General features: G+C 72.4%; 21 protein-coding genes. 8 read left to right on the forward strand and 13 right to left on the reverse strand.

Going from position 1 to position 26,226, the window contains the following annotated elements; genetic code table 11:
* Positions 1 to 165 precede the first annotated feature (165 nt).
* Complete coding sequence (locus ACYVLT_RS39130) at positions 166 to 1,326, forward strand: lipase family protein (protein WP_461125409.1); 1,161 nt, start codon at positions 166 to 168, stop codon at positions 1,324 to 1,326.
* 128 nt (positions 1,327 to 1,454) lie between these two features.
* On the opposite strand, the gene ACYVLT_RS39135 is transcribed toward ACYVLT_RS39130, so the two are convergent.
* Complete coding sequence (locus tag ACYVLT_RS39135; RefSeq protein ID WP_461125210.1) at positions 1,455 to 2,663, reverse strand: DUF6801 domain-containing protein; 1,209 nt, start codon at positions 2,661 to 2,663, stop codon at positions 1,455 to 1,457.
* A 491-nt stretch (positions 2,664 to 3,154) separates the two neighbouring features.
* Between ACYVLT_RS39135 and ACYVLT_RS39140 the strand changes: the two genes are divergently transcribed.
* Complete coding sequence (locus ACYVLT_RS39140) at positions 3,155 to 3,898, forward strand: SDR family oxidoreductase (RefSeq protein ID WP_461125211.1); 744 nt, start codon at positions 3,155 to 3,157, stop codon at positions 3,896 to 3,898.
* Here the strand turns inward: ACYVLT_RS39140 and ACYVLT_RS39145 are convergent.
* From ACYVLT_RS39145 to ACYVLT_RS39160, 4 genes are all read right to left on the reverse strand, one after another.
* Positions 3,895 to 4,437 carry a hypothetical protein gene (locus tag ACYVLT_RS39145; RefSeq protein WP_461125212.1) on the reverse strand — a complete coding sequence of 181 codons (543 nt, stop codon included), beginning with the start codon at positions 4,435 to 4,437 and terminating at the stop codon, positions 3,895 to 3,897. The two genes, ACYVLT_RS39140 and ACYVLT_RS39145, sit on opposite strands and share 4 nt — an antisense overlap.
* Positions 4,438 to 4,536: 99 nt before the next feature.
* The gene (locus ACYVLT_RS39150; RefSeq protein WP_461125213.1) at positions 4,537 to 5,220 is read right to left on the reverse strand and encodes an aspartate/glutamate racemase family protein; all 684 of its coding nucleotides are present in this window, start codon (positions 5,218 to 5,220) and stop codon (positions 4,537 to 4,539) included.
* 41 nt (positions 5,221 to 5,261) lie between these two features.
* Positions 5,262 to 5,384, reverse strand: coding sequence for a hypothetical protein (locus tag ACYVLT_RS39155; protein WP_461125214.1), 123 nt, complete (start codon positions 5,382 to 5,384; stop codon positions 5,262 to 5,264).
* Between the two features lie 67 nt (positions 5,385 to 5,451).
* Positions 5,452 to 7,302: an ABC transporter ATP-binding protein gene (locus tag ACYVLT_RS39160; protein ID WP_461125410.1), complete on the reverse strand. Its 1,851-nt coding sequence runs from the start codon at positions 7,300 to 7,302 to the stop codon at positions 5,452 to 5,454.
* 273 nt (positions 7,303 to 7,575) lie between these two features.
* Here ACYVLT_RS39160 and ACYVLT_RS39165 point away from each other — a divergent pair, with 273 nt between their 5' ends.
* From ACYVLT_RS39165 to ACYVLT_RS39175, 3 genes are all read left to right on the forward strand, one after another.
* The gene (locus tag ACYVLT_RS39165) at positions 7,576 to 8,535 is read left to right on the forward strand and encodes a TetR/AcrR family transcriptional regulator C-terminal domain-containing protein (RefSeq protein ID WP_461125215.1); all 960 of its coding nucleotides are present in this window, start codon (positions 7,576 to 7,578) and stop codon (positions 8,533 to 8,535) included.
* Between the two features lie 19 nt (positions 8,536 to 8,554).
* Positions 8,555 to 9,454, forward strand: a complete 900-nt coding sequence (locus tag ACYVLT_RS39170) for a proteasome assembly chaperone family protein (protein WP_461125216.1) — start codon at positions 8,555 to 8,557, stop codon at positions 9,452 to 9,454.
* A gap of 169 nt (positions 9,455 to 9,623) precedes the next feature.
* A complete protein-coding gene (locus ACYVLT_RS39175; protein ID WP_461125217.1) occupies positions 9,624 to 9,968 on the forward strand; it encodes a chorismate mutase in 345 nt (114 codons plus the stop codon).
* 37 nt (positions 9,969 to 10,005) lie between these two features.
* On the opposite strand, the gene ACYVLT_RS39180 is transcribed toward ACYVLT_RS39175, so the two are convergent.
* Both ACYVLT_RS39180 and ACYVLT_RS39185 read right to left on the reverse strand, forming a co-directional pair.
* Entirely contained in the window at positions 10,006 to 10,974 is a 969-nt protein-coding gene (locus ACYVLT_RS39180) for an MsnO8 family LLM class oxidoreductase (RefSeq protein ID WP_461125218.1), read from the reverse strand.
* Between the two features lie 227 nt (positions 10,975 to 11,201).
* Entirely contained in the window at positions 11,202 to 12,437 is a 1,236-nt protein-coding gene (locus ACYVLT_RS39185) for a family 16 glycosylhydrolase (protein WP_461125219.1), read from the reverse strand.
* A 137-nt stretch (positions 12,438 to 12,574) separates the two neighbouring features.
* Here ACYVLT_RS39185 and paaZ point away from each other — a divergent pair, with 137 nt between their 5' ends.
* Positions 12,575 to 14,599 (forward strand): phenylacetic acid degradation bifunctional protein PaaZ, encoded by a 2,025-nt coding sequence (paaZ, locus tag ACYVLT_RS39190; RefSeq protein ID WP_461125220.1) that lies wholly within the window; start codon positions 12,575 to 12,577, stop codon positions 14,597 to 14,599.
* A gap of 120 nt (positions 14,600 to 14,719) precedes the next feature.
* The gene (locus ACYVLT_RS39195; protein WP_461125221.1) at positions 14,720 to 15,559 is read left to right on the forward strand and encodes an aldo/keto reductase; all 840 of its coding nucleotides are present in this window, start codon (positions 14,720 to 14,722) and stop codon (positions 15,557 to 15,559) included.
* A gap of 13 nt (positions 15,560 to 15,572) precedes the next feature.
* Here ACYVLT_RS39195 and ACYVLT_RS39200 read toward each other — a convergent pair whose 3' ends face one another.
* Positions 15,573 to 16,232 carry an MOSC domain-containing protein gene (locus ACYVLT_RS39200; RefSeq protein ID WP_461125222.1) on the reverse strand — a complete coding sequence of 220 codons (660 nt, stop codon included), beginning with the start codon at positions 16,230 to 16,232 and terminating at the stop codon, positions 15,573 to 15,575.
* 93 nt (positions 16,233 to 16,325) lie between these two features.
* Here ACYVLT_RS39200 and ACYVLT_RS39205 point away from each other — a divergent pair, with 93 nt between their 5' ends.
* On the forward strand, positions 16,326 to 17,051 hold the full coding sequence (locus ACYVLT_RS39205; protein ID WP_461125223.1) for a hypothetical protein: 726 nt from the start codon (positions 16,326 to 16,328) through the stop codon (positions 17,049 to 17,051).
* Positions 17,052 to 17,069: 18 nt separating this feature from the next.
* On the opposite strand, the gene ACYVLT_RS39210 is transcribed toward ACYVLT_RS39205, so the two are convergent.
* The 5 genes from ACYVLT_RS39210 to ACYVLT_RS39230 form a co-directional block, all read right to left on the reverse strand.
* Positions 17,070 to 17,807, reverse strand: a complete 738-nt coding sequence (locus ACYVLT_RS39210) for a peptidylprolyl isomerase (protein ID WP_461125411.1) — start codon at positions 17,805 to 17,807, stop codon at positions 17,070 to 17,072.
* Between the two features lie 63 nt (positions 17,808 to 17,870).
* A complete protein-coding gene (locus tag ACYVLT_RS39215; protein WP_461125224.1) occupies positions 17,871 to 20,810 on the reverse strand; it encodes an ATP-binding protein in 2,940 nt (979 codons plus the stop codon).
* 84 nt (positions 20,811 to 20,894) lie between these two features.
* Positions 20,895 to 21,107, reverse strand: a complete 213-nt coding sequence (locus ACYVLT_RS39220; protein ID WP_461125225.1) for a hypothetical protein — start codon at positions 21,105 to 21,107, stop codon at positions 20,895 to 20,897.
* Positions 21,104 to 23,896 (reverse strand): type 2 lanthipeptide synthetase LanM family protein, encoded by a 2,793-nt coding sequence (locus tag ACYVLT_RS39225; protein WP_461125226.1) that lies wholly within the window; start codon positions 23,894 to 23,896, stop codon positions 21,104 to 21,106. Before ACYVLT_RS39225 ends, ACYVLT_RS39220 begins: the two co-directional genes overlap by 4 nt.
* Before the next feature lie 313 nt (positions 23,897 to 24,209).
* Positions 24,210 to 26,036: a S8 family serine peptidase gene (locus tag ACYVLT_RS39230; protein ID WP_461125227.1), complete on the reverse strand. Its 1,827-nt coding sequence runs from the start codon at positions 26,034 to 26,036 to the stop codon at positions 24,210 to 24,212.
* Positions 26,037 to 26,226: the final 190 nt, after the last annotated feature.

A 26,226-nucleotide genomic window follows, 5' to 3' on the forward strand; every position in this document is an offset into this window, starting at 1 on the left:
ACTCTTTCGAGTGATGATGCTTGTTGTACGAGCTTTACAACTTCGGTTTCGGAAATGCGCACCTCGGTGACAAGTCGGTCGATCGGCCTGGACCGGCCGGTCCGGGCTAATGCACTGTGCATTGTCTGCGGTCGTATTTATCTGGGAGGTGTCGGTTTGCGAAAGATGTTCTCATTATCGGCGGTCTGGGTCGTGCTGGCCGCCGGCCTCACGAGTCTCGCGCCCTCGGCGGCGGCGGACGAGTCGTTCTACGTGCCGCCGAGCCCGCTGCCCGCGGGCGCGCCCGGCGACGTCATCCGCTTCCGCGCGTCACAGGCGGGAGCCCTGGGTTCCGCCGTGCGCGCGTGGCAGGTGATGTACCGGTCGACCGACGCGTTGGGGCAGCCCAACGCGGTGACCGGCACGGTGCTCGTGCCCCGGTCCGTCGACCCGGCCACCGCGCCGGTGGTGGCGTTCGCCGTGGGCACGCACGGGCCTGCGTTCAAGTGCACGCCGTCGGAGATGGTGCGCATCGGAGCGCTCTACGAGCAGCCCGCGGTCAACGACCTGCTGCGCGCGGGCTACGCCGTGGCCATCACCGACTACGAGGGCTACCGGCCCGACCCGAGGACCACCTACGTCACCGGCCGGTCCGAGGGCCGCGCGGTGATCGACGTGGTCCGCGCCGCGCAACGGCTGCCGGACACCGGGCTGTCCCGCGCCGCGAAGGTCGTGTTCCGCGGCTACTCGCAGGGCGGCGGCGCGGCGATGTGGGCGGGCCAGCTCCAGCCGGAGTACGCGCCGGAGCTCGACCTGGTCGGCGTGGTCGGCGGCGGCGTGCCCGCGGACCTGGTGCAGGTCGCGCTGCCGCTGGACGGCCGCAAGGGCTTCGGCCTGCTCGCCTACTCGTTGATCGGGTTGGACAACGCCTACCCGGAGCTCGACCTGGAGGACTACCTCAACGACGCGGGTCGCGCCGAGTTCGCCCGCATCCAGCGCGAGGCCTGCACGCTGGAGCTGCTGGTCGACTACCAGGGCCGCAGGCTGGCCGACTACACCACGTCCAGCCCGGTGCTCACCCCGCCGTGGTTGGCCCGGGTCGCGGAGAACAAGCTCGGCGGCACGGCCATCCGCGTGCCGGTGCACGCCTACCACGCCACCGGGGACGACCTGGTGGACTTCGCCCAGGCCAAGGCGTTGCGCGACGCGTACTGCGGGCTGGGCGTGCCGGTGGAGTGGAAGACCTACGCCACCGACCACATCACCGCCGTGTACGTGGGCAACGCGGCGGCGCAGGCGTTCACCGCGGACCGGATCGCGGGCCGGCCGGTGCCGTCCGACTGCTGATGCCCGGTGCACGAGGAGACCGCCGCGGTCGGACGCGGCGGTCTCCGGTGCTCAGCCCGTTGTGGCGGGGCGTTCCCCTCCTCCGGGGTTCACGTTCCGGGGTTCATGTTCCGGGGTTCGCGTCGGGTCTACGCGGACTTCGCGGTGAGCGTCAGGTCGATCGTGTTGTCGGGACCCGCGGCGAACCCGCTGACCAAGTCGTTGAGCGGACCGCAGCCGGCCAACGGCGGGATCGTGTACGTGCCCGCCAGCTTGCCGCCCTTGAGCGGGTCGAAGCCCGCCGCCGAGGCCAGGGCGATGTCCGCGGGCGTGGTCGTCTTGCAGTTCGGGTCGTTGCTGATGGGGATGCCGAACGCGGTGACCGACGGCAGCTTGATGGTGACCTTCGAGGTCGACCTCACCGCGCCCGCGGCGAGCGTGCCGGTCGTCTTGCCCTCCGGCACGAACTCGATCTTGGACTCCACCGGCACGATGCCGAACAGGGTGAACTTGCCCGAGGTCGGCGGCAGCACCAGATCACCGGTGAACTTGCCGGTGGCCAGCTCCAGGTCGGCGTTCAGGCTGCCCGGGCCGAGCGCCACCGAACCGCCCAGCTTCTTGATCATCGAGGTGCCGTTGAGCGCGTAGGCGTACTTGATGCCGCCGGGAGGCTGCGTGGTGGTCGTGGTTGTGGGCACGGTGGTGGTGGTCGTAGTGGCGGTGGTGGTGGTCGTCGTGGTCGTTGTGGTCGGACCGCCGCCCGTCACGTCGAACCGGATGAGCTCGGGGTTCTGGCCCGGGTCGAGGGTGCAGTTGGACGTGAAGGTGCCCAGGCCGGTGTCGGTGCCGTCGGCCTTCTTCGGCGTCAGCGTCGTGGCGTAGTTGCCGACCGTCACGGTCGTCGTGCCCGCCTTCGGGATCACCGCGGTGGGCACCGGACCGCTCGCGACCACGTCGAACGCGCCCTCGGCGGGCACGGGGGTCTTCGGCACGGTCAGGCCGGGGATCTTGATGTCGAGCTTGCTGCCGGCGTTGTCCAGCGTCACGCCCGCCTCGGCGGAGCCCTCCACCGTCGCGGCCCCGACCAGGGTCAGGCCCTGGGTCGCGGTCGGCGGCACGGTGACCGTCGCGGAGAAGTCCGTGGTCTTCAACTCGCCGCCGACCGTGGTCGGCGCGTCGATCGTGGCCCGGATCCGGGTCGACAGCACCTGGTTGCCGATCAGCGGGAACGGGCAGGTGAACGTCAGCGTCTTGTCGACCCGCACGGGCGCCGCGGCGCCGTTGCCGACGCCCGCCAGCAGACCGGCCACGACGAGCCCGGTCGTCACGCCCGCGCCCAGTATTGTCTTCAGCCTCACGGGTGTTCCTTCCTCGAAATCAGCCGGAAATATGCCGACCCGGCGGAAGTTAACGAGGTGCGCGGAGAGCGGGCAAGGGTTCTCCGAAAAACCTTCGAAATCCGCTAAACGCCGTGTCGGACATTGAGCCGGTGCTGGTCGCGACACTCACGATGTGACAAGAACGCGGCGCGCGCCACTCGTGGACAAGCGAATTTTCCCGGCGACCCCGCCCTCTCCGAAGAACCCCCACGACTTCGGCGCGGTCCGGTGCGGAACACGCGAAATCACGTCGTGCGGCGGGGCGCGCTCGCCCTCGGTCCCGGCGACCGCGCACCGCCGCCGTGGCCGCTGTCGTGCTGGACGCCTCGTCACCGGTCCACGCCTCCGGGTGCCCGCGGCGGCGGAGTTCGTCGGGGCACAAGCAGCTTGACGCGATCGGGGTACCAAGTGGACGGTCACCGGTTCCCGCTGCCGCACAACGGGTTCGCCGCGTTGCTAGGCTGGCCGGCGTGCGCGCAACGATCCTCATCACCGGCGCGAGCGCGGGCCTGGGTGCGGAGATGGCCCGCCAGTTCGCCGCCATGGGCCGTGACCTGGCCCTGTGCGCCCGGCGCACCGACCGGCTGGACGCCCTGCGCGACGAACTCACCGCCGCCAACCCCGGCGTCAAGGTCTCGACCCGCCGGCTGGACGTGACCGACCACGACGCGGTGTTCGACGTGTTCCGGTCGTTCGCCGAGGAGTTCGGCGCGCTGGACCGGGTCGTGGTCAACGCCGGGATCGGCAAGGGCCGCCCCATCGGCACGGGCGGCTTCCACGCCAACCGGCGCACCGCCGAGACCAACTTCGTCGCCGCACTCGCCCAGTGCGAGGCCGCGATGGAACTGTTCTACCGCCAGCGGCACGGCCACCTGGTGCTGATCTCGTCGGTGAGCGCGGTGCGTGGAATGCCGAGGTCCATGACCGCGTACGCGGCGTCGAAAGCGGCGGTGTCGGCGCTGGCCGAGGGCATCCGGGCGGACACCCTGGGCACGCCGATCAAGGTCAGCGCGATCCTGCCCGGCTACATCAGGTCGGAGATGAACCCCGAACAACGCGCGCCGCTGCTGGTGGACACGGCGGCGGGCGTGCGGGCGATGGTGCGCGCCGTCGAACGCGAGGTGACGAGCGCGTGCGTGCCCGCGTGGCCGTGGCGACTCCTCGCGCCGATCATCAGCCACGCACCCCTGCGGCTGATCAAGCGCGCGCTCTAGTCCTCCTGCTTGGCCTCACCGCGACGGCGCATGAACGTGAAGCCGGGGATGCCCAGGATCGCCTGCCGGACGTCGTTGGTGACCTCCAGCAGCTGGTGGATGTCCGGTCCCACGCGGTCCAGCGTGGCCAGGATGGGCAGCACGTCGTCGATCAAGTGCTTGGTCAGCACCGGCAGCTGGTCGACCAGCTGCACCGCGGCGTCCACCTCGTGCGGCGACAGGTCGTCCACGAACCGCTGGGCCAACGGCTGCGCCTTGCGCGCGATCGGCGCGTAGTCGTCGAGCAGCTCGCGCGACATGCGGGCGGTGCGGCCCACGTCGGTCGTCACGCCCTCGGCCACCGCGGTGACCGCCTTGGCCCGCCCGACCAGCGCCTCCGTCTCGCCCAGCACGCGTTCGGTGCGGGTGACCAGCTCGTCCGCGCGGCGCACGACGGCTTCGGCCGCGCCCAACAGGTCGAGCACCCGGCCGGGCACGGACACGGCGGTCTCGACGGTGGTCCTGGCCAGACCGAACAGGGCGCGCGGGGTCAGCTCCATGCCGTCCACTCTGCCGCATGCGGCCGTTCCAGACCTCAGGGACATCCCTGACGGACCGATCCCCGTCCGGGCCGGTGAACGGGATCCCGGTGACGACGGTCAGGTCAACGCGAGGTCGACGCCCGCCTCCACGTGCAGCCGGGTGGAGTCGACCAGCGGCACGGTGCTGTCGGACCGGTCGACCAGCAACGTGATCTCGGTGCAGCCCAGGATCACCGCCTCCGCGCCGCGGTCGACCAGGCGTGCCATCACCTCCCGGTACGCGGCGCGGGAAGCGGGCTCCACCCGGTTCCTGGTCAACTCCTGGTAGATCACGTCGTGCACGAGCGTGCGGTCCGGCTCGTCGGGGACGATCAGCTCGATGCCGTGCTCGCGCATCCGGTCGCGGTAGAAGTCCTGCTCCATGGTGAACCGGGTGCCGAGCAGGCCGACCTTGCGGTAGTCGGTCAGCTTGGCCGCGGTGGCGTCCACGATGTGCACGAACGGCACCTTGATGGCGTCGGTGATGGCGTCGGCCACCTTGTGCATGGTGTTGGTGCACAAGAGCACCAGCTCGGCGCCCGCGCCTTCGAGCTTGCGCGCGGCCTCGGCCAGCAGCTCGCCCGACAGCCGCCACTGCCCGGTCCGCTGCAACTGCTCGATCTCGGCGAAGTCGACGGTCAGCAGCAGGCTGGGCGCGCAGTGGTGGCCACCGAGCCGCCGCCGCGTCTCCTCGTTGAGCAGTCGGTAGTACTCGGCCGACGACTCCCAGCTCATCCCGCCGATCAACCCGATGGTCCGCATGGCGACGATTGTCGACGACCGCCGTGCCCGGGCAACCGGAATTACGACCACGTCTTCTTCGTCGGCAAGCTGTTCGGCGCGTGCGTCGTGCTCCCCGCCCCGGCGTTCGAGCCCGCCGCCACGTTGCGGGCGGTCGTGGAGGTCGAGGCCGTCGACCCGGACACCGGCCGCACCGTGCCGCATGGCACGCCCCGCGAGCTGTGCACGCGGCCTCGTCGTGGACTGCTCGCACTACGACATCTGTGCCTCCTCCGCGAACTGGGTCCGGTACAGCTCCTCGTAACGCCCGCCCGCGGCGAGCAGTTCGGCGTGCGTGCCGCGTTCCACCACCCGACCGCCCTCCACCACGAGGATCAGGTCGGCCGCCCGGATCGTCGACAGCCGGTGCGCGATGACCACCGCCGTCCGCCCGTGCAGCGCCTCACCCAACGCGGCCTGCACCGCGGCCTCGGAGGTGGAGTCCAGGTGCGCGGTGGCCTCGTCCAGGATCACCACGCGCGGCTTCGCCAGCAGCAGCCGGGCGATCGTCAACCGCTGCCGCTCACCACCGGACAGCCGGTAGCCGCGCTCGCCGACCACGGTGTCCAGCCCGTCCGGCAGCGACTCCACCAGGTCGGCCAGCCGTGCCCGGCGCAGCACGTCCCACAGGTCCTCCTCCGTCGCCGACGGCTGCGCGAGCAGCAGGTTCGACCGGATCGACTCGTGGAACAGGTGGCCGTCCTGGGTGACCATGCCCAGCACGTCGCGGATCGAGTCGGCCGTCAGGTCGCGCACGTCCACCCCCGCCAGCCGCACCGCACCCGAGTCCGCGTCGTACAGCCGGGGCAGCAGGGACGCGATCGTGGACTTCCCGGCTCCCGACGAGCCGACCAGCGCCACCACCTGGCCCGGCTCGGCCCGGAACGAGACGTCGTGCAGCACCTCCACCCCGCCGCGGTTGTCGAGCACCGCGACCTCTTCCAACGACGCCAGGGACACCTTGTCCGCGGCGGGGTAGGCGAACCGGACGTGGTCGAACTCCACCGACACCGGCCCGTCCGGCGCCGACCGCGCGTCGGGCTTCTCGGCGATCAACGGCTTCAGGTCGAGCACCTCGAAGACCCGCTCGAAGCTCACCAACGCGCTCATCACCTCGACGCGCGCGCTGGCCAGCGCCGTGAGCGGCGCGTACAACCTGGTCAGCAGCAACGCCAGCGCCACCACCGAACCCGGGTCCAACTCGCCGCGCAGCGCGTAGAACCCGCCCAACCCGTACACCACGGCCAACGCCAGCGCCGACACCAGCGTCAGCGCGGTGAGGAACACGGTCTGCACCATGGCCGTGCGCACACCGATGTCCCGCACCCGCCGCGCCCGGTTCGCGAACTCCGCCGACTCGTGCGCGGGCCGGCCGAACAGCTTCACCAGCGTCGCGCCCGGCGCCGAGAACCGCTCGGTCATCTGGGTGCCCATGGCCGCGTTGTGGTTGGCCGCCTCACGTTCCAGCCGCGCCAGCCGCGTGCCCATCCGCCGTGCGGGCACCACGAACACCGGCAGCAGCACCAGCGCGAGCAGCGTGATCTGCCAGGACAGGCTGATCATCACGGCCAGCGTCAGCGCCAGCGTGACCAGGTTGCCGACCACGCTGGACAGGGTGTCGCTGAACGCCCGCTGCGCGCCGATCACGTCGTTGTTGAGCCGGCTCACCAGCGCCCCGGTCCGGGTGCGGGTGAAGAACGCGATCGGCATCCGTTGCACGTGGTCGAACACCGTGGTCCGCAGGTCGAGGATCAGGTCTTCGCCGATGCCGGCCGACAACCACCGCGTCACCAGGCCCAACCCCGCCTCGGCGATCGCGATGCCCGCGATCACGGCCGCGAGCCCGAGCACCACCTGGTAGGTCGAGCCGTTGACGATCGCGTCCACGATCCGGCCCGCGAGGACCGGCGTCACCACCGCCAGCACCGCCACGACGACGCTCAACCCGAGGTACCGGGCCAGCCGCGCCCGGTGGGGGCGGGCGAACAGCCAGATCCGGCGGAAGGTGGCGACGGAGAACGGCCGCTTGTCGTCCTGCGCGTTCGTCACGTGGTACAGCGACATCCAGGCGGTGGTTTCCATGTCCATGCCGGGAACGTAAGACCTGCAGTGAGCTGGAGGTCAAGCTCCGCGGGCGGCGGTCCTCGCTCCGTTCGTCCACGACTTCGGCATCGGGCCGCGGACGCCCACTGCTCTGGTCGTGAGGGGCCGGGCATGCTTGGCGGCTGATTTGTACGCTGTTCACATGTACACCGTACATTGCGGGCTGATCTCGGCAATCACCCGATGGTGCACTAGTGCGCTAGGCTCTGGTGCACTACCTTCGAGGAGGCGGGCATGACTGACGCGATCTACCAGCGGATAGCGCGCGAGATCCGCGATCGGATCGAGTCGGGCCAACTGCGCCCCGGTGATCGGGTGCCGTCGACGCGCGAGATCACCGTGGAGTGGAACGTCGCGATGGCCACGGCGACCAAGGTCTTGGTCACCTTGCGCACCGAGGGCCTCGTGCGTCCCGTGGCCGGTGTGGGCACGGTCGTGTCGCCGGAGGGTGGGGAAGCTGCGCGGCCGCGCGCGCAGGAGACCGACCTCACCGGCGAGCGGCTGGTCCTCACCGCCATCCGCGTCGCGGACGCGGACGGGCTCGACGGGGTGTCGATGCGGAGGGTGGCGTCACAGCTGGACGTGGCGACCATGTCGCTGTACCGGCACGTCGAGAACAAGGACGAACTGGTCCTTCGGATGATCGACCACGTGTTGCGGGAGGAGGAGTTGCCCGACCCCGCGCCCGAGACCTGGCGGGAGCGGCTGGAGGTGTGCGCGAGGGTGCAGTGGGAGTTGTTCCGGAAGCACGCGTGGCTGGCGCCGGCCATGTCGATGACGAGGCCGCAACTGCTGCCCAGCGCGGTCGCGCACACCGAGTGGATGTTGAGTGCGCTCGACGGGAAGGGGTTGAGCCTGGAGGAGATGATGCGCGCCGCGGTGACGGTGTTCGGCTTCGTGCGAGGTGTCGCGGTGAACATCGAGCCCGTCGGGCCCGTCGAGCCCGTCGGGCGCGGAGCCGAACAGCGGCGGGACACCGGGATCACCGGGGGCGAGTGGGTGAGTTGGCAGGCGCCGGCCCTGCTGGACATCGCCGCCTCCGGGAGGTTCCCGAGGTTCAGCCGGGCCGTGGGCGCTGAGCTGGACATGGAGTTGGACACGCTCTTCGAATTCGGTCTCGCCCGGATGCTCGACGGGATCGGGGAATGGATCAGTGGTCACTCGACGTTGGAGGAGGGGAGGACTGTCATGTGAGCACTTGGGGAGGCATGCGGTGGCGCTGGACCCGGAGGATCTGTACGAGGTCGACTCCGACGTCCCGGACCTGACCGGAGCGGTGTTGTTGCACCACTTCGACGGCTTCATGGACGCCGGTGCGGCGGGCGGGGCGCTCGTCGCCCACCTGCTCGAAGTGCACGAGCATCGGGTGATCGCCCGGTTCGACGTCGACGATCTGATCGACTACCGCGCCCGGCGGCCGACGATGACCTACGCAACCGACCGGTGGGAGTCCTACGACACCCCGGAGTTGGTGGTCTACCTGCTGCACGACGCGGTGGGCACGCCGTTCCTGCTGATGACCGGCCCTGAGCCGGATCGCCGGTGGGAAGCGGTGGTGGCGGCGGTCAAGTCGCTCATCGAGCGGTGGGGTCTGCGTCTTGCCGTCAGCTTCCACGGCATCCCGATGGGCGTTCCGCACACCCGGAAGTTGTCGGTGATCTCGCACGCGACCAGGCCGGAACTGGTCGTGGACGGCTCGCCGTTCAGCCGGGTGCAGGTGCCGGGCAACCTGTCGGCGCTGCTGGAGTTCCGGCTGGGGCAGGCGGGTCTGGACGCGATGGGCTTCGCCGCGTACGTCCCGCACTACCTCGCGCAGGGCACCTACCCGGCGGCGGCGTTGGGCCTGCTCCAGGCTCTGACGAAGTCGACCGGGCTGGTCATCCAGGCCGCCGCCCTGAACGAGGCGGCTCGGCGGACGGACGCCGAGATCACCCGCCAGGTGGCGGAGTCGGCGGAGGTCGGGCAGGTGGTCGAGGCGCTGGAGCGGCAGTACGACGCGTTCACCGAGGCGTCGGAGAACCTGCTGGTGGCCGACGACGAGCCGTTGCCCAGCGCGGATGAGCTCGGCGCGGAGTTCGAGCGATTCCTCGCCGAACAGCAACGCGACCACTGACAACGCGACCACTGCGACGCGACCACCGACTCGGGCGCGTCGAACGGCAGCGCGACCACTGAGCGACCACTGACCTGGGTGCGTCGCCGGCGATGGTTACCGGTGGCGATCGCTGCTGGTGCCTGCCTGTGGTGGCCGCCTGTGGTGTGGGTCGTGGATGATGGCGGGCGTGTCCGAACCCGCATCGTCCTCACCACCCACGTCGCTGGCGGAGGTCCGTGCGCGCATCGACCTGATCGACTCGGAGTTGGTGCGCCTGCTGGCCCAACGGCAAGGGCTGGTGCGGGCCGCGGCGTCGTTCAAGGCGGACGACAAGGCGGTCCGGGCGCCCGACCGGGTCGCCCAGGTGATCGCTTCCGTGCGGGAGCGGGCGTTGGACGCCGGGTTGGAGCCCGCGGTCGCGGAAGCGGTGTGGCGGGCGATGATCGGCGCGTTCATCGAGGTCGAGCTGGCTCAACACGCTCAAGGTTCGGCGCCGGCGAGGCCAGGGCTGGTCGAGCGCGGCCAGGGGTAGATCTCGGTCAGGGGTGGATCGGTCGGGGGTGGATCGGTCAGGGGTACAGCTCGGCCAGTCGGCGGTACGAGTCGAGCATCGCGGCGCGGTCGTGGGTGCTGGTGGTGACCAGGACCTCGTCGGCGGCGGTGTGGTCGATCAGGGTGTCCAGGGCCTTGGCCACCTCCGACGGTGTGCCGTAGATCTGTCCCTGCAACGACTGCTCGAACAGCGTCCTCTCACGGTCCGTCATGGGCTGGGCGAGGATGTCGTGCGGCGCGCTCAGGGGTGGGAACTCGCCCCGCGTGCGTGAGTAGGCCATCGACCACGCCTCCGGCACGAGGAGTCGCCAGGCGTCCTCGGTGGTGTCCGCGACGGCGACCGTCGACGAGACCACCACGTACGGGTCCGCCGCCCAGGTCGAGGGGCGGAACTCGGCGCGGTAGGTGGTGATGGCGTCGATCATGGCGTCCTCGCCGCGGAACGCGCCGATGACGAGTGGGACGCCGTGTGCCGCCGCCACGCGGGCACCGGCGCCGGTGGCCAGGACGAACGGGGACACGCGCAGGCCGTCGGCCGGGTAGCCACGCACCGCCTGGTCGCCGGTGAAGTAGCCCAGCAGCTCGGTGAGCCGTGGGCCGAACTCGGCGGCGTCCTCCTTGTCGTGCCCCAACGCCCGGCGGACCGCCTCGATGAAGCCGACCGAACGGCCCAGGCCCATGTCGATCCGGCCCGGGAACAGCGACTCCAGCACACCGAACTGCTCGGCCACGACGAGCGGCTGGTGGTTGGGCAGCATCACGCCGCCGGTGCCGACCCTGATCCGGGACGTCGCGGCGGCAACGGCGGCGGCCAGGACGGTGGGCGCGGAGCCCGCCACGCCGGGCACGCCGTGGTGCTCGGACACCCAGAAGCGGTGGTAGCCGAGCTGCTCCGCTTGGCGGGCGAACGCGACCGTGTCGCGCAGCGCCTCGGCATGGCTGTGCCCGGCCCGCACTCGCGACCGGTCCAGCACGGAAAGCCTCACGACGAGGTCAACCGCCAGGGGCGGCGTGACATTCCGACTGAGGGGTGCGCCGGGCCGGGATCACGGTCGTCGGGGTACCGCCGTAGAAGGAGGCGGGCGCGAGCAGTCGCGTCGCGCCCGCCTCGACCTGCGGCCGTCACAATCGCCGGGGAGAGTCGGCGGTCGTGGTCGGCTTCGGTCGCTTCCGGCCCGTTCAGGGTCCGCATACCCCGCTCACGCCGCGCTGCTCACGCGACGGTCCACTTCTGGTTCGCGGTCCCGAAGCAGGTCCACAGTTGCAGCCTCGTGCCGTTGGCGGAGCTGCTGTTCTGGGCGTCCAGGCACTTGTTGGCCTGGATGTTCACGATGTCGTTCGCACCGCTCACCGCCCACCGCTGCGCGCCGGTCCCGTTGCAGTCCCACAACTGCACCAACGTGCCGTCCGCCGTGCCGCCCGACGTCGCGTCCAGGCACTTGCCCAACGCGCGGATCGTGCCGTCACCGGGGCGCGACCACTGCTGGGCGGCCGTGCCGTTGCAGTCCCACAGCTGCACGGGCGTGCCGTTGGCCGAGTTCGCGCCGGCCACGTCCACGCACTTGCCGCCGATGCCGGTGATCCGGCCACCGCCTGCGGGCGGGTTGCCGTCGAGCGTCGACACGCGCACGTAGTCGATCACGAACTGCTGCGGGAACGTGGTGCTCGCGTCCGGGTAGCCCGGCCACTCGCCACCGACCGCCAGGTTGAGGATGATGAAGAACGGCTTGTTGAACACCCACTGGTTGCCGCCGACGTCGGCGGGCGTGCGGCGTTGGTAGACGTTGCCGTCCACGGACCACGCGATACCGCTCGGCGACCACTCGATGGCGAACGTGTGGAAGCCGTCGGCGAAGTTCGGCCCGTTGTACGCCATGCCGATACCGCCGGCACCGGAGTACCCCGGACCGTGGATGGTGCCGTACACGGTGTCCTGGTCGTGGCCCAAGAACTCCATGATGTCGATCTCGCCGCTGCCCGGCCACGGGTTGCCGGAGTTGATGTCCTGGCCGAGCATCCAGAACGCGGGCCAGATGCCCTTGCCGCGCGGCATCTTCATCCGAGCCTCGACCTTGCCGTAGGTCGTGGTGAACTTGCCCGCGGTGTTGATCCGGGCCGAGGTGTACTGGCAGCGGCCGTACCAGCAGTTGTAGTTGCCGGGGTTCTCGCGGCGGGCGGTGATGACGAGGTTGCCCGCGCCGTCCATGGCCGCGTTGCTCGCCGACGTCGTGTAGTACTGGTGCTCGCGGTTGTTGCCGTTGTTGTCGCCGACCTCGGTGTTCCACTTGGCACCGTCGACCCGCGTGCCCGCCGGGCCGTTGAACTCCTCGGCGAACGTCACCGCCATCGTGCCCACGTCGGCGGCCGGTGCCGGGGCGGCTTGTGCGGCAGGCACGACCAGCCCGCTGAAGGCGAGCACGATCGCGCCCACCACGGTTCGTGTCTTCATCGACACTCCCTTCACTGGAGGCGGCGGCCAGGCAGAAGTTACTGCATGGGTTGAATCAAGTCACGATGAAAGTAGGGAGGCTCTACTGTCGGGTCATGCCGGGACACCCACCGGCCCGACGAGGAGGTCGACCCCCGATGGCCATGCTGCGCAGCTACGTGTCCGGTCGCTGGCACGTTCCGTCCGTCGAAGGCGTGCCGCTGCACGACGCGGTGACCGGCGAGGAGATCACCCGCATCTCGTCGCACGGCATCGACATGGCGGCGGCGCTGGACCACGGCAGGCGCGTCGGCGGACCCGCGCTGCGGGAGCTGACGTTCCACCAGCGCGCGGCCCTGCTCAAGGCCCTCGCCTCGAACCTGCGGGAACACCGCGACGAGCTGTACGCCCTGTCCGCCCGATCGGGCGCCACCAGGACCGACTCGCTGATCGACGTCGACGGCGGCATCGGCGTGCTGTTCGGCTACGCGAGCAAGGCCAAGCGCGAGCTGCCCAACGCCAAGGTGCACGTGGACGGCAACGTCGAGCCGCTGAGCAAGGGCGGCACGTTCGTCGGCCAGCACATCGCCACCCCCTTGCGCGGTGTCGCGGTCCAGATCAACGCCTTCAACTTCCCCATGTGGGGCCCGCTGGAGAAGTTCGCCCCCGCGTTCATCGCGGGCGTGCCGTCGCTGATCAAGCCCGCCTCCCAGACGGCCTACGTCACCGAGAAGCTGGTCGAGCTGATGCTGGCCTCGGACCTGCTGCCGGAGGGCTCGTTGCAGCTGGTCACCGGCAGCGCGGGCGACCTGCTCGACCACCTGACCGGGCAGGACCTGGTCGGCTTCACCGGCTCCGCGTCCACCGCCCAGGTGCTGCGCACCCACCCCACCGTGGTGCGCAACAGCGTGCGGTTCAACGCCGAGGCCGACTCGCTGAACTGCTCGATCCTCGGCCCGGACGCGGTCGAGGGCACACCCGAGTTCGACCTGTTCGTCAAGCAGCTCGTCAGCGAGATGACGGCCAAGGCCGGCCAGAAGTGCACCGCGATCCGGCGCGCCCTGGTCCCCGCCTCCCTGCTGGACGCCGTCGCCGACGCGGCGAGCGCGCGCCTCGCCAAGGTCGTCATCGGCAACCCCGCGAACGAGGGCGTGCGGATGGGCGCGCTGGCCGGGTTGGAGCAGCGCGAGGAGGTCCGGCGGTCGCTGAAGGCGCTGCTGGAGGTCGGTGACGTCGTGTACGGCTCGCTCGACCGGGTCGACGTGGTGGACGCCGACGCCGAGCGCGGCGCGTTCCTGTCGCCGGTGCTGCTCAAGGCCGACCCGGACCACGCCCAGCCGCACGAGGTGGAGGCGTTCGGGCCGGTGTCGACCCTGATGGCCTACCGCGACGCCGACCACGCGGTCGAGCTGGCGGCACGGGGTGCGGGGAGCCTCGTCGGCTCCGTCGTCACGCACGACGAGGACTTCGCGCGGGACGTCGTGCTGGGCGTGGCGCCGTGGCACGGCCGCGTCCTGGTGCTCGACCGCGACGACGCCAAGGAGTCCACCGGCCACGGCTCACCGCTGCCGATGCTGGTGCACGGCGGGCCGGGCCGCGCGGGCGGTGGCGAGGAGATGGGCGGCATCCGCGGTGTGCTGCACCACATGCAGCGCACGGCCGTGCAGGCGAGCCCGAGGATCCTGAGCGCGGTCACCGGGCGGTGGGTGGCGGGCGCGCCGCGCACCGAGTCGGACGTGCACCCGTTCCGCAAGTCGCTGCGGGAGCTGAGGATCGGCGACACGGTCGTGGCCGGGCCGCGGGCCGTGACGCTGGCCGACATCGAGCACTTCGCGGAGTTCACCGGCGACACGTTCTACGCGCACATGGACGAAGAGGCCGCCGCGGCGAACCCGTTCTTCGGCGGCCGGGTCGCGCACGGCTATCTGGTGGTGTCGTTCGCGGCGGGCCTGTTCGTCTCGCCCGAGCCGGGGCCGGTGCTGGCCAACTACGGGCTGGAGAACCTGCGGTTCCTCACGCCCACGTTCCCCGGCGACGAGCTGACCGTGACGTTGACCGCGAAGCAGATCACGCCGCGTGAGGACCAGGACTACGGCGAGGTCCGCTGGGACGCCGACCTGGTCAACCAGAAGGGCGAGTCGGTGGCCAAGTACGACGTGCTCACGCTGGTCGCCAAGCAGTAGCGGGTTCCACCAGGTGGACGCGCGTCGGTCGGTTCGCCCGACCGGGAACAACCGACGCGCTCCGCCGGGTTGGCGCGAGAGGAGATCCGAGCGTCACCCGAGTTCCAAGGAGCACCAGAGGTGTCTGAGACCTTCTCGCTGGGCGGGGACCTGACCGTCAACCGCCTCGGCTACGGCGCGATGCGGCTGACCGGTGAGGGCATCTGGGGATACCCCGCCGACCGCGACAACGCGATCGCCGTGCTGCGCCGCGTGGTCGAGCTGGGCGTCAACTTCATCGACACCGCGGACGCCTACGGCCCGCACGTCAACGAGGAGCTGATCCGGCAGGCGCTGCACCCGTACGCCGACGACCTGGTCATCGCGACCAAGGGCGGCCTGCTGCGCACCGGCCCGAACGAGTGGCCGGTCCTGGGCAAGCCCGCCTACCTGCGCCAGGCCGTCGAGACCAGCCTCGTCCGGCTGGGCGTCGAGCGCATCGACCTCTACCAGCTGCACCGCATCGACCCGGACTACCCGCTGGAGGACCAGGTCGGCGAGCTGCGCAAGCTCCAGGAGGAGGGCAAGATCCGGCACATCGGGCTGTCCGAGGTGGACGTCGCCCAGCTGGAGGCCGCCCAGGCGGTCGCGCCGATCGCGAGCGTGCAGAACCTGTACAACCTGGCCAACCGCGGGCACGAGGCCGTGCTGGAGCGCACCGCGGAGCAGGGCATCGCGTTCATCCCGTGGTTCCCGGTGGCGACCGGCGAGCTGGCCCGACCGGGCGGGGTGCTCGACGCGGCGGCCAAGGAGCACGGCGCCACGCCCGCGCAGCTGGCGCTGGCGTGGCTGCTGCGCCGGTCGCCGGTCGTGCTGCCGATCCCCGGCACGTCCTCCGTCGCGCACCTGGAGGAGAACGTGGCGGCGGCCGGGATCGAGCTGACCGACGAGGAGTTCGAGAAGCTGTCCGCGCTGGCCTGAGCGCCGCCGACCGCTACGCCGGGTCGAACGTCCGCCGCTCGACCCGGCGTCGCAGGTCCTCGGGCAGGTCGTCACCGACCAGCAGCAGGTCCGGCAGCAGCGCGGGCTCCAGGGTCAGGGCGCGGAACGCGAGGGCCACCGTGACGTCGTGGTCGGGCCGGTGCTCGACCGTGATCTCGTCACCGGTGGTGATCGTGCCGGGCTCCAAGACCCGGAAGTACGCCCCGGGAAGCCCTCGTCGGGTGAACGTCTTCACCCACCCGCGTTCCTCCATCACGCCGGCGAACGTCCGGCACGGCACCCGCGGGCTGGTCGCCTGGAGCAGCAGGGCACCGATCCGCCACCGCTCGCCGATGCGCGTGCCGGACACGTCCAGACCGACCGTGGTGAGGTTCTCGCCGAACAGGCCGGGCGGCAGGTCGCGGCCGAGCTCCACCGACCACTCGTCCAGCTCCTCCCGCGCGTAGGCGTAGACGGCCTGGTCCGCGCCGCCGTGGTGGCGCAGGTCGGAGATGTGGTCGCCGACGACGCCGCTGCCGCCCGTGCCGCGCGGGCCCGGTGCGCGGACGTCCACGGGACCGGGCACGGGGCGCTTGCCGATGCCGGTGTGGCCGACGTCGGCCTGGTCGAACTCGGTGCGGGAGCCGACGTTGACGGAGAGCACGTGGGGCATGGCCCCGACGGTAGCCGAGGCACTTTCGGGGTTCGTACTCCTTATCGGTCGCGGGTGCGGGAAGATGTGGGTTCACCATCCGTGGGGGGAGTCATGCGCAGGTCCGTCGTCGCGTTGGTGCTGGCCGCGGTGGCACTGGCGGGCTGCGCGGAGCGGACGGCCCTGCCGACGCCCACCCTGGGCCCGGCGGTGGACGACAGCGCCACGCTGATCACCTCGCTGGCCGCCCGCGCCGACGAGCAGCGGTCGGTCCGGTTCGACGCCGAGACGACCACGTCGGGGTTGCGGGTGACGCTCTCCGGCGGCCTATTGCGCGCCCGCGAGGGCCGGCTGCTGTCGCTGCGGCAGGGCTCGTCCACCGACGTCGTCGTGCTGGCCGACGCCGGCTACTCGCGCACCGAGGGCGGCGCGTGGACCAGGCTCGCCCTGACCCAACGCGTGCCCGTGCGGGCGGACACCACGGTGGCGGGCCTGGCCGACGAGGTGGACCCGGTGTCGGTGGTGGAGTCCCTCGCCGGCGGCCTGGTCGTGGCCAAGGGCGACGAGGAGCTCGACGGCGTGCCGACGCACCGCTACACCATGCTCGTCGACCTGAGGCAGCAGGCCGAGCGGACCGCCGACAGCTCGCGGCGCGCCCAACTGCTGGCGGCCTACGAGAAGGGGTTCACCGCCTCCGCCACCGTGTGGGTGGGCCCGGGCGACCTGCCGGTGCGGGTGGAGCAGGTGCTGAAGACGTTGGATGACAACGTCTTCCATAGCAGCCTGCACCGCTTCACCGACTGGAACGCCGACATCCGCGTGACCGCGCCCGTCTCCTGAGGCGCGGTCCGCCGAGGCTCAGCAGGTGCGCTTGGCGCGCTGGATGTCCGTGGTCAGGGCCGGTCGACCGTCGACCTCGCTGTCCGGGTTCGGCGCGATGCCGCCCGCGGCGACCCGGTCCAGGGTGGCGAGCCCGGCGGCGGTGACGCGGCCGAACACGGTGTAGTTGGGCCGCAGCACGGAATCCGACGTGACCAGGAAGAACTGGCTGCCGTTGGTGTCGGGGCCCGCGTTGGCCATGGCCAGGGTGCCGCGCGGGTAGATGCGCCGCAGGCCGGTGGGGTCGTTCGGGGCCGGCGCGAGGTCGGTCGGCAGCTCGTCCTTGTACCGGTAACCGGGACCGCCCTCACCGGTGCCGGACGGGTCGCCGCACTGGAGCACCTTCAGCGTCGGGTACGCCGTGAGCCGGTGGCACGTCGTGTCGTCGTAGAACTTCTTGCGCACCAGGTGCAGGAAGCTCTGCACCGTGCACGGCGCCTTCGCGCGGTCCAGCACCAGCGGCACGGGGCCCTGGTTGGTCTTCAGCAGCACCTCGGGGTGGCCGCGGTCCGGCGTGTGCCGGGGGTCCGGCGGCAGCGGCACGGGGCGTGCGGCGGGCTCGTCCGGCGTCACGGTGTACGCGCACGGACCGCGAGTCGTGCCCGTCGCATCCGTCCCCACCGCCTCCGTCTCCGTCGTCTCGGTGCTCGTCGTCTCAGTGCCCGTCGCCTCCGGAGCGGCCGGCGACGCCTGCGCCACCCCGCCGCCGAGGACCATCGTCAGCGCCACTGCCACCAGGATTCTCACCGCACCAGGTCTAACGGACCCGCGACCGCCTTGCTAGGGCCGGTCGGCGGGTCCGAGCGACGCCGCGAACGCGCTGAGCGACTCCCGGTCCGGCTGGGCCGTCTTGGTGATCAGGCTGGCCACGTGCTTCTCCACCGTCCGCGGCGAGATGTGCAGCCGGGTGGCGATCGCCTTGTTCCCCAACCGCCCCGCCAGCAGCCGGAACACCTCGAACTCGCGCACGGTCACGCCCAGCGCCCGCAGCTCGCGCGGCACCTGGTCGGACCCGGTCCGCCGCTGCGGCACCGACGCGCCCACCTGCCGCAGCAGCCCGCGGCACGCGCTGGCCACCGCGGGCTGACCGGCCTGGTGGAAGTACTCCTCGGCGCTGCGCAACCAGGCCACCGGCTCGCCCCACCCGTCGGCCACGGCCGCCTCGGCCACCAGCCGCAGCCCGAGGTTGCGGGCCAGCGGGTGGATCGCCGCCGCCTCGCGGGCCGCGCGCACGGCCTGCGCCGCCTCCGCCTCCCGGCCGAGCCTGCCCAGCAGCACGGCCAGCGCGAACTGCGCGAACCCCCGGTTCCAGCGCATCCGGGCCGCCGCCGACCGCGTCACCGCGAGGTAGCCGTCCAGGTCCAACGCCCCGGACAGCGCGTCCAGCAGCAACCGCAGCCCGTGCCTGCCGGACAGGTGGTACACCGTGGGCGTCTCCGACTCGTGCGCCATCGCCCGCGCCAGGTCGTGCCCGGCCGCCGCGCGGTCCTCCTCCAGCAGCGCGCAGAACGCCCGGGCCAACCCGAAGCACAGCGGTCGCTCCTGCGAGCCGACCCCGCCCACCTGGTCGAACGCCTCGATCGCGGCGTCCATCTCGGCCCGCCTGCCCTGGTGCGCGGCCGCCGTCGCCTGCGCCATCAACCCGTACAGGGTCAGGTGCTTGAGCTGCAACCGCCGGGTGTCCGCGACGGTGTGCACCAGCCGCTCCGCCGCGACCGCGTACTGACCGCGCAGCACGGCGTCCAGCCCGAGGATCGCGTCCACGTTGTAGGCCACGCTGATCGCGCCGATCAGCAACGCCTCCTCACGCGCCTCGGCCAGCTCCACCGACTTCCCCTCGGCCAGCCAGTCCAGCCCGGCCTGCCGGATCACCGCGTACACCCGCTGGATCGGCAGCCCGTGCTCCTCGGCCAGCGCCCGCGCCCGGCTGAAGCACTCGGCCGCCTCGTCCAGGTCGCGGTCCCGGGCCAGCACGCCCAGCAGCTGCCACGTCTCGCAGCCCACCTCGGGCAGCGGCACCCGCTTGGCCGCGTCGGCCGCGCGACGGGCCAGGAACTCGGCCGAGGAGATCCGGTCCGGCGCCTCCAGGTTCAACGTCAGGAACGCCGCCACCGCGTCGAGCCGCGCGGTGTGCTCGTCGGCCGCGTCCGCGCCGAGCAGCGCGCGTGCCGTCTCCACGTGCGCCATGCCGTCGGTCCACCGGCCCGCGGTGTTGGCCACCTGCGCCAGCTTGGTGTGCAGCTCGGCCCGCCGGACCCGGCTCAGCCCTGCGGCGCTCAGCTCGGTCACCGCGTCGACCAGCGCGAACGCCCGCTCGAACTGGCCCGCCTCGGCCAGCGCGGGCAGCAGCGAGTCCAGCACGTCGGCGCGGATCGACACGTCGACCTCGCTGGCCAGCAGCCGGTGCGCGTGGTCGAGCAGCCGCACCGCCGACCCGGCCGCGCCACCGGCGAGCGCCCGCCGTCCCGCCTCGGCCAGCAGCGCGCCCGCCTCGGCGGTCTGCCCGGCGTCCAGGCGCAGCGACGCCACCAACGCGCACCACTCACCCGACAGGTCGGGGTGCAGCTGGTGCACGGCGTCGGCGGTCCGCCGCGCCAGCTCCGCCCGGTGCGGCGGCGGCATCTGCGCCAGCAGGGCCTCGGCGGTCAGCGGGTGCCGGAACGCGTACCAGTCGGGCACCGGCTCGTCCGGCGTCACGAGCTGCGCGGCGACGCCCGCGTGCAGGTGCGACAGCAGGCCCCGGTCGTCCATGCCGGTCACCCGCCGCAGCACCGACAGCGGGAACCGGTGGCCCAGCACGGCGGCCACCGACAGCACCTCGCGGCCCTGCGGCCCCAGCCGGTCGGTGCGGTGCGCGATCGACCGCACCACGGCCGACGGCACGTCGATGCGCAGTTCGCCGAGCACCTGCCAGCCGCCCGGCCCGCGCACCAGCAGACCGCCGTTGACCAGGCCGTGCACCATCTCCTCGACCACGAACGGATTGCCCGCGCTGTCGGCCCACAGCCGTTGCACGACCTCGGCGGGCACCTCGTGGTCCTCCGCCTCCAGGCACAGCCCCACCATCCGGCGCACCTGCCGCTCGTCCAACCGGCGCAGCTCCAGCAGCACGCCCGCCTGCCGTTGGGCGGCCAGCCGGACCACGTCCAGGGTGGGGCCGGGGTCGGCACGGGTGGTCACCAGCAGCGCGGCGGGCGCCTGGTCGAGGTTGTCCACCACGTAGTCGACGACCGCCAGCGTCTCGGCGTCCGCGTCGTGCAGGTCCTCCAGCACCACCAGGCACGGCTGGGACCGGCCCACCACGGCCAGCAGCCGCAGCACCGCCTCGGCCAGCACCAGCACCGACTGCGCTGGCCGCTGGTCCTCCGGTGACCCCGTCTCCGGGCTCCACTCGGGCACCAACCGGCCGAGCGCGGGCTGGTAGGGGCCGAGTTCGCGCAGGTCGATGCCGTCACTGGAGCGCAGCAACGACATCAGGGCCTCGGCCAGCGGCCGGAACGGCACGATCGGCCCGATGGTGCTGCCGCGACCGCGCAGCACCCGCATGCCGCGGTCGAACGCGGCGCCGGCGGCGAAGCGCGCCAACCGGGTCTTCCCGATGCCCGGCTCGCCGACGAGGAACACGGCGCGGCCGCGGTGGCGGCCTGCGTCGGCCAGCATTCGCTCGAGCACGCGGAGTTCTTCGTCGCGGCCGACCACGACCGGCGCGCGGGTGTGCATGCGCCGACCTTAGTCAAGCCGATCGGCCGCATGCCAAACTGCCCACACCCCCAGTGCGGGCAGTTCGGCGGTGGGCGCGGCTCGTTACAGGGGCAGCCCCGGCGCGCTCACGGTGGTCATCGTGCTCTCGCTGACGGCAACCGCGGCGTACGCGCCGACGGCCATGGTCAGCCCCGCCAGCGCGCGGGCGCGGGCGCCCGCCTTCGCCTTGCGGGACAGCGCCATCTCACCGGCGGGGTGGTCGCCGTCCTGGTCTTCGCGCCAGGTGGGGACCTCGTCGTGGTTGGCGTCGATCATCGGGTGTTCTCCTCGCGGGGGTGGATGTCGTGCGTTGATCCGAGCAGGAGCACGGAGGGAACCTGCTCGGGGAAACCGAGGCGGAGCAAGCCGTAGCCGATGCCGGACAGCCCGGTCAGCAGACCGGCCGACGGCACGCCACCGGGCGTGCCGCAGCGCGCCCCGTACTGGTCCAGCGCGCCGAGGACCAACCCGGCGCGCCGGTTGCGCATGGCCGCCGCCATGCCGTGCCCGCGTTCCGCGACGACGGTCAGCGCCTCGACCACGCCCAGCTCACCGTGGCACAGGCTCAGGTCGCGCAGCGGTTCGTGCACCGCCAGGGCGTTCAGGCACCGGTCGAGGTGCAGCGTGTGCGCGTCGACCGGTTGGCCCGGGTGGGCGCAGTGCGCGAGCACGGCGCCGGACAACCCGGAGCACCAGCTGTGGTCGGCCTCGGTCACGTCGAGCAGGCGTTGCCGCAGCGCGTGGTCCGAGCGCAGGTGCGCGCGGCCCGCCACACCGTAGCGGTCGTCGCCCACGGCTCGCGCGTACCGCAGCAGCGACCAGCCGACACCCGCGCGGCCGCGGGCGAAGCCGTCACCGCCGGGAGCGGCCGTGAGCAGCCGGTCGGCGTAGGCGCGGGCCAACGCCGAGGCGGCGGGCAATCCGCTCTCCGCCCGCACCGCCCGCATCGCGGCCAGGCCGCCCGCCCAGCCCTCGACCACGTTGGCCGGCTCGTCGCCCGCGGCCGACACGGCGGTCGCGACGTCCAGCGCGGCGCCAAGCCAGTCGGTGATCTCGGCGTCGCCCAGCAGGTTCGCCAGCCGGGCCAGCGCGTAGCAGATGCCGCCGAGCCCGTGGAACGCGCCGCTGCCCACGGCCGCCGCCATCTCGGCGTCCCGCGCGAACGCGGCCAGCAGACCGGGGATCGGCGCGAGCGCGTCCCGCGCGAACCCGGTGTAGCGGGCGGCACCGGTGAGCTCGCCCAGCTGCGCCAGGAACAACGCGACGCCGGTGTAGCCGTTGGACAGCCCGGCGCCCATCGGGGCCACCGCCCAGTGCCGGTCGTCCACCAGTTCCAAACCGACCCAGTTGACCCGGCCGTCGGAGGTCGTGGCGTGCGCCAGCACCTCGTCGGCGATGCCGCACGCGGCCACCAGCAGCCGCTGCGGGTCGGGGACGCCCGCCTCGACCGGCGCGGACACGCCCCGGCCGGTGCGGTGGTCCACGGGGCGCGGCCTGCTCGCCAGCCCGGCGCTGATCAGCCACTGCTGGTCGTGCTTGTCCACCTCGTCCAGCGCGGCGACCTTGGCCGTGACCGCGTCCAGCGCGGACGCGGGCAGCAGGTCGGGCAGCCGCTGCCCGGCGGAGGTCCACACGTCGCGACTGCCCGGCCGGCTGGTGAACAGCGGCACGTCGCCCGCCCACACGTCGCGCATCTCGTGCGGCACCAGGGCGTGCAGCACCTCGTCGGCCACCACGCCGTCCCACAGCAGGTCGAGCACGTCCTGGCGGGCCGACGCACAGCCCAGCGCGTCCGGGTGGGTCGACTCGTCCAGCAACGTCGCGTACAGCTGGGTCATCCGCGGCACGAACCGCACCGGCAGGTCCGCGAAGGCGTGCAGCAGGCCGTCCGGGCCGAGCAGTTCGGCGCGGTGGTCGTACAGCGCGTCGTAGCCGATCCGGAACCCGGCCAGCAGCGCGCCCTGGTAGTCGGCGGGCTCGGCCTCGCGACCGTCCACCACGGGACGGTTGTGCGCCGGCGGCAGCGGCGCGGGCCTGCGCACCAGCCGCATCCGGTCGGTGCCGGGGTGCAGCCACGCCACCCCGTCGGACGGCGGCCGCTCGCCGTGGTCGCCGCCCATGCCGCCGACGTCCAGCGCGCCGTGCTCGCCCAGCAGCACGCGCGGCAGCACGGCGGTGCGGTGCACGGACCGGGCCAGCGCGCGGACCGCCGGGTCCGCCGGGACGTCGACCGTGGGGTGGAACAACGTCTCCACGTCGACCAGCACCGGCTGGTCGCCCGCCGCGATCAGGTTCTCGTAGTGCATGTCGGTGCCGTCCACCGCGTACAGCAGCGCGATCAGCGCGCCGAGCCGCTGGTAGAACCGGCCGACCTCGGTGACGTCGGCGCACGGGCGGTGCGCCACGAACTCCAGCCACCCGTGCCCGGGTCGGGCCAGCGCCCGCGGCAGCCGCAGGCCAAGGCCGGTGTGCCCGTCGAACCACGTCACCAGGTCCGCGAACGCCTGGTGCAGGGCCACCGGCCGGGGCTTGTAGACGACCCGGCGCCCGTCGGCGAAGGTCAGCACGGCCACCGAACGGCCCCGCGCGTGCGGGTCGCCCCGACCGGTCTCCACGTGCGCGACCGGGCCGGGGTCGCGGCCGTCGAGCAGGGTCCGCACGATCTCCGGCCGGTCCAGCGCGAACCGGTCCAGCAGCTCGCGGTGCGCGTCCACGGCGTGCAGGCAGGTCTGGCCGAGCAGCCGGGCCAGCACCGGGTACCTGGCGAACAGCGCGGGCAGGTCGACCTGGCGGACGAAGTCGGCGAACCGCTCCCGCGGCGTGTCACCGGCGAGCCGCCCGCCGACCCGTTCGAGGTTCAGCTCCAGCACGAGGGTGCGTGCGGCGATCCGGGCCAGCCGCCTGCCCAGCGCGCGGGCGAAGTCCGCGTCCAGCCGGGGGTCGAGGGCCGCGGCCGCGTGCACCAGCGGTCTCAGCGCGAACGCGAACGCCTCGGTCGGGTCGTCGGCGTCCCAGCTGTCGCCGGGTAAGTCTGCACGGGCCGCGGTCGTGGTGGCGCGTTCCACGAACGCGGCCCATGAGGGCCGTCCACGGGGGACGACCAGCTCTCGGGCGTTCCCGTGCACACCGCTGTGCCACCACGTTGCCGGGGGCCGGTCTACGGCGGAGGGGAACACGCGCACAACGTGTCATGGCGTCCGGTGGCGCACATGGGGGCACCGCCCCCAGATTTGCGGGCGGACGGGCGCGCGGACCGCACATGTGCGGAGATCGTCGGACCGCAGGTCACCGGCGCACGGCCGGGCGGTGAACGGGTCTCGACGGCGCGGTGCCCGGCCCCGTGCAGGCGGGACCGGGCACCACACCCCCTCGGCCGGTCTAGAAGGTCAGGTTCCAGGCGTCGACGTGGCCGGTGTCGCCGGAGTACACGTCCTGCACGCGCAGCCGCCACGTGCCGTTCGCGACCTCGGTGGAGGCGTTCACGGTGTAGGTGGCCACCACGTCGTCCGCGCCGTCGCCGGAGGACGAGTTCTTCAGCCGGTACGCCGTGCCGTCCGGGGCGAGCAGGTCGAGGACCAGGTCACCGCGGTAGGTGTGCTTGATGTCGACGCCGACCTTCAGCGTCGACGGCGCGTTCCCGGTCCGGCCCGTCACCGCGATCGACGACGTCACCGTGCCCCGGTCGACGATCCGCACGTCGGTGGTGTTCTCGAACGTGCCGCCGGGCGGTGGCGTGGTGCCGCCGCCCGCCGCCGCGACCGTCTTCGCCGCGTCGGCCAGCCCCGCGCCGCAACCGCCGGTGCAGGTGCCGGCGAGCGGGCGGGCGTTGTTCTTGATGAGCGCCTCCACCTGCGCCGGGGTCAACGCGGGGTTGGCCTGCGCGAGCAGCGCGGCCAGGCCGGCGATGTGCGGCGCGGCCATGCTGGTGCCCTGGTACGGCGCGTAGCTCTCCGCGCCCGGCGTGGTGGTGCCCGCGTTCACCGTGGAGAGGATGCCGTTCTGCGGCGTGGTGATGGTGCCGGGCGTGTCGGTGCCGCGCCGGGTCTCGCCGCCGGGTGCGGCGATGTCGACCTTGGTGCCGTAGTTCGAGTAGAACGCGCGGTTGCCCTCGCGGCTGCTCGCCGCGACCGCGATCACGTTGTTGCAGCTCGCCGGGGTGAAGCCGGCGACGTCGGCGTTGGAGTTGCCCGCCGCGACGACGACCGTCGAGCCCCGGCCGACCGCCGAGTCGATCGCGTTCTGGTAGGTGGAGGAGCACGCGGACTGGCCGCCCAGGCTCATGTTGATCACCTTGGCCGGGGTCGCGTTGGCGGGCACGCCGGACACCGCGCCGCCGGAGGCCCACACGATCGCGTCGGCGATGTCGGACGTGCTGCCGCCGCACTGGGCCAGCACCCGGATCGGCTGGACCTTCGCGTCGTGGGCGATGCCCGCGATGCCCTTGGCGTTGCCGGTGGCGGCGCCGATCGTGCCCGCCACGTGCGTGCCGTGCCAGCTGGAGTTCTGGTCCTTCGGCGGCACGGGGTTGCCGAACAGGTCGGTGCCGCAGTCGCCCGCCTTCACCCAGTCGCCGTTGTCGGCCGGGTTCGCGTCGCGGCCGTTGCCGTCGCGCGCCCGGGGTGCGTCGGAGACGAAGTCGTAGCCCGCCACGACCTTGTTCGCCAGGTCGGAGTGCGCGACGTAGCCGGTGTCGATGACCGCGACGGTGACGCCCTGGCCGGTGGCCGTGCCCCACGCACCGGGCACGTTCATGCCCGCGGTCGGCTCGAACAGGTCCCACTGCTTGGCGTAGTCGGTGTCGTTCGGGTCCGCCAGCGGCTGCATCATCAGGTCCGGCTCGACGTAGGCCACGTCGGGGTCGGCCCTGAACTCCTCGATCGCCGCGGCCGCGGCCGAGCCGTCCGTGCCGCCGAGGTCGACCACGGTGGCGCCGGTGCCCAGGCGGCGGCGCAGGGTGAGGTCCCGGCCGACCTTGTCGCCCTTGGCCTCGGCGTCCTGGGCGGCGGCGGTGTCCGAGCTCGCCTCCGCGGCGGTCGCCCGGTAACCGACGATCAGCCGCTCGTAGGGGCGGGCGTCGCCGGCGGCGGGTTGCGCCAACGGGTCGACCGGGGACGTCGCGGGTGCGGCGGCGGCCGTCGTCACGCCGGACAGCAGCGTGACCGAGACGGCCGCCGCGCACAGCGCGGTGCGTCGCAATCCGTTCACGGGGGTGGTTCCTTCCGACTACAGGGACTTCGCCTGCCGTCGAGGGAGTCAGGGGTCTGAACCGGCTGCGAAGTGCGTGAAAGGTAGGCACGCGGACGGGGCCCGGCCCAGGGCCGGAACGCGGCAGTTTCGCGTCACTGACGTGTTTCCGTCATCGCACTGGGCCGGACGGCCTACGGTGACTGGGCTG

This window comes from Saccharothrix stipae (assembly GCF_054781895.1).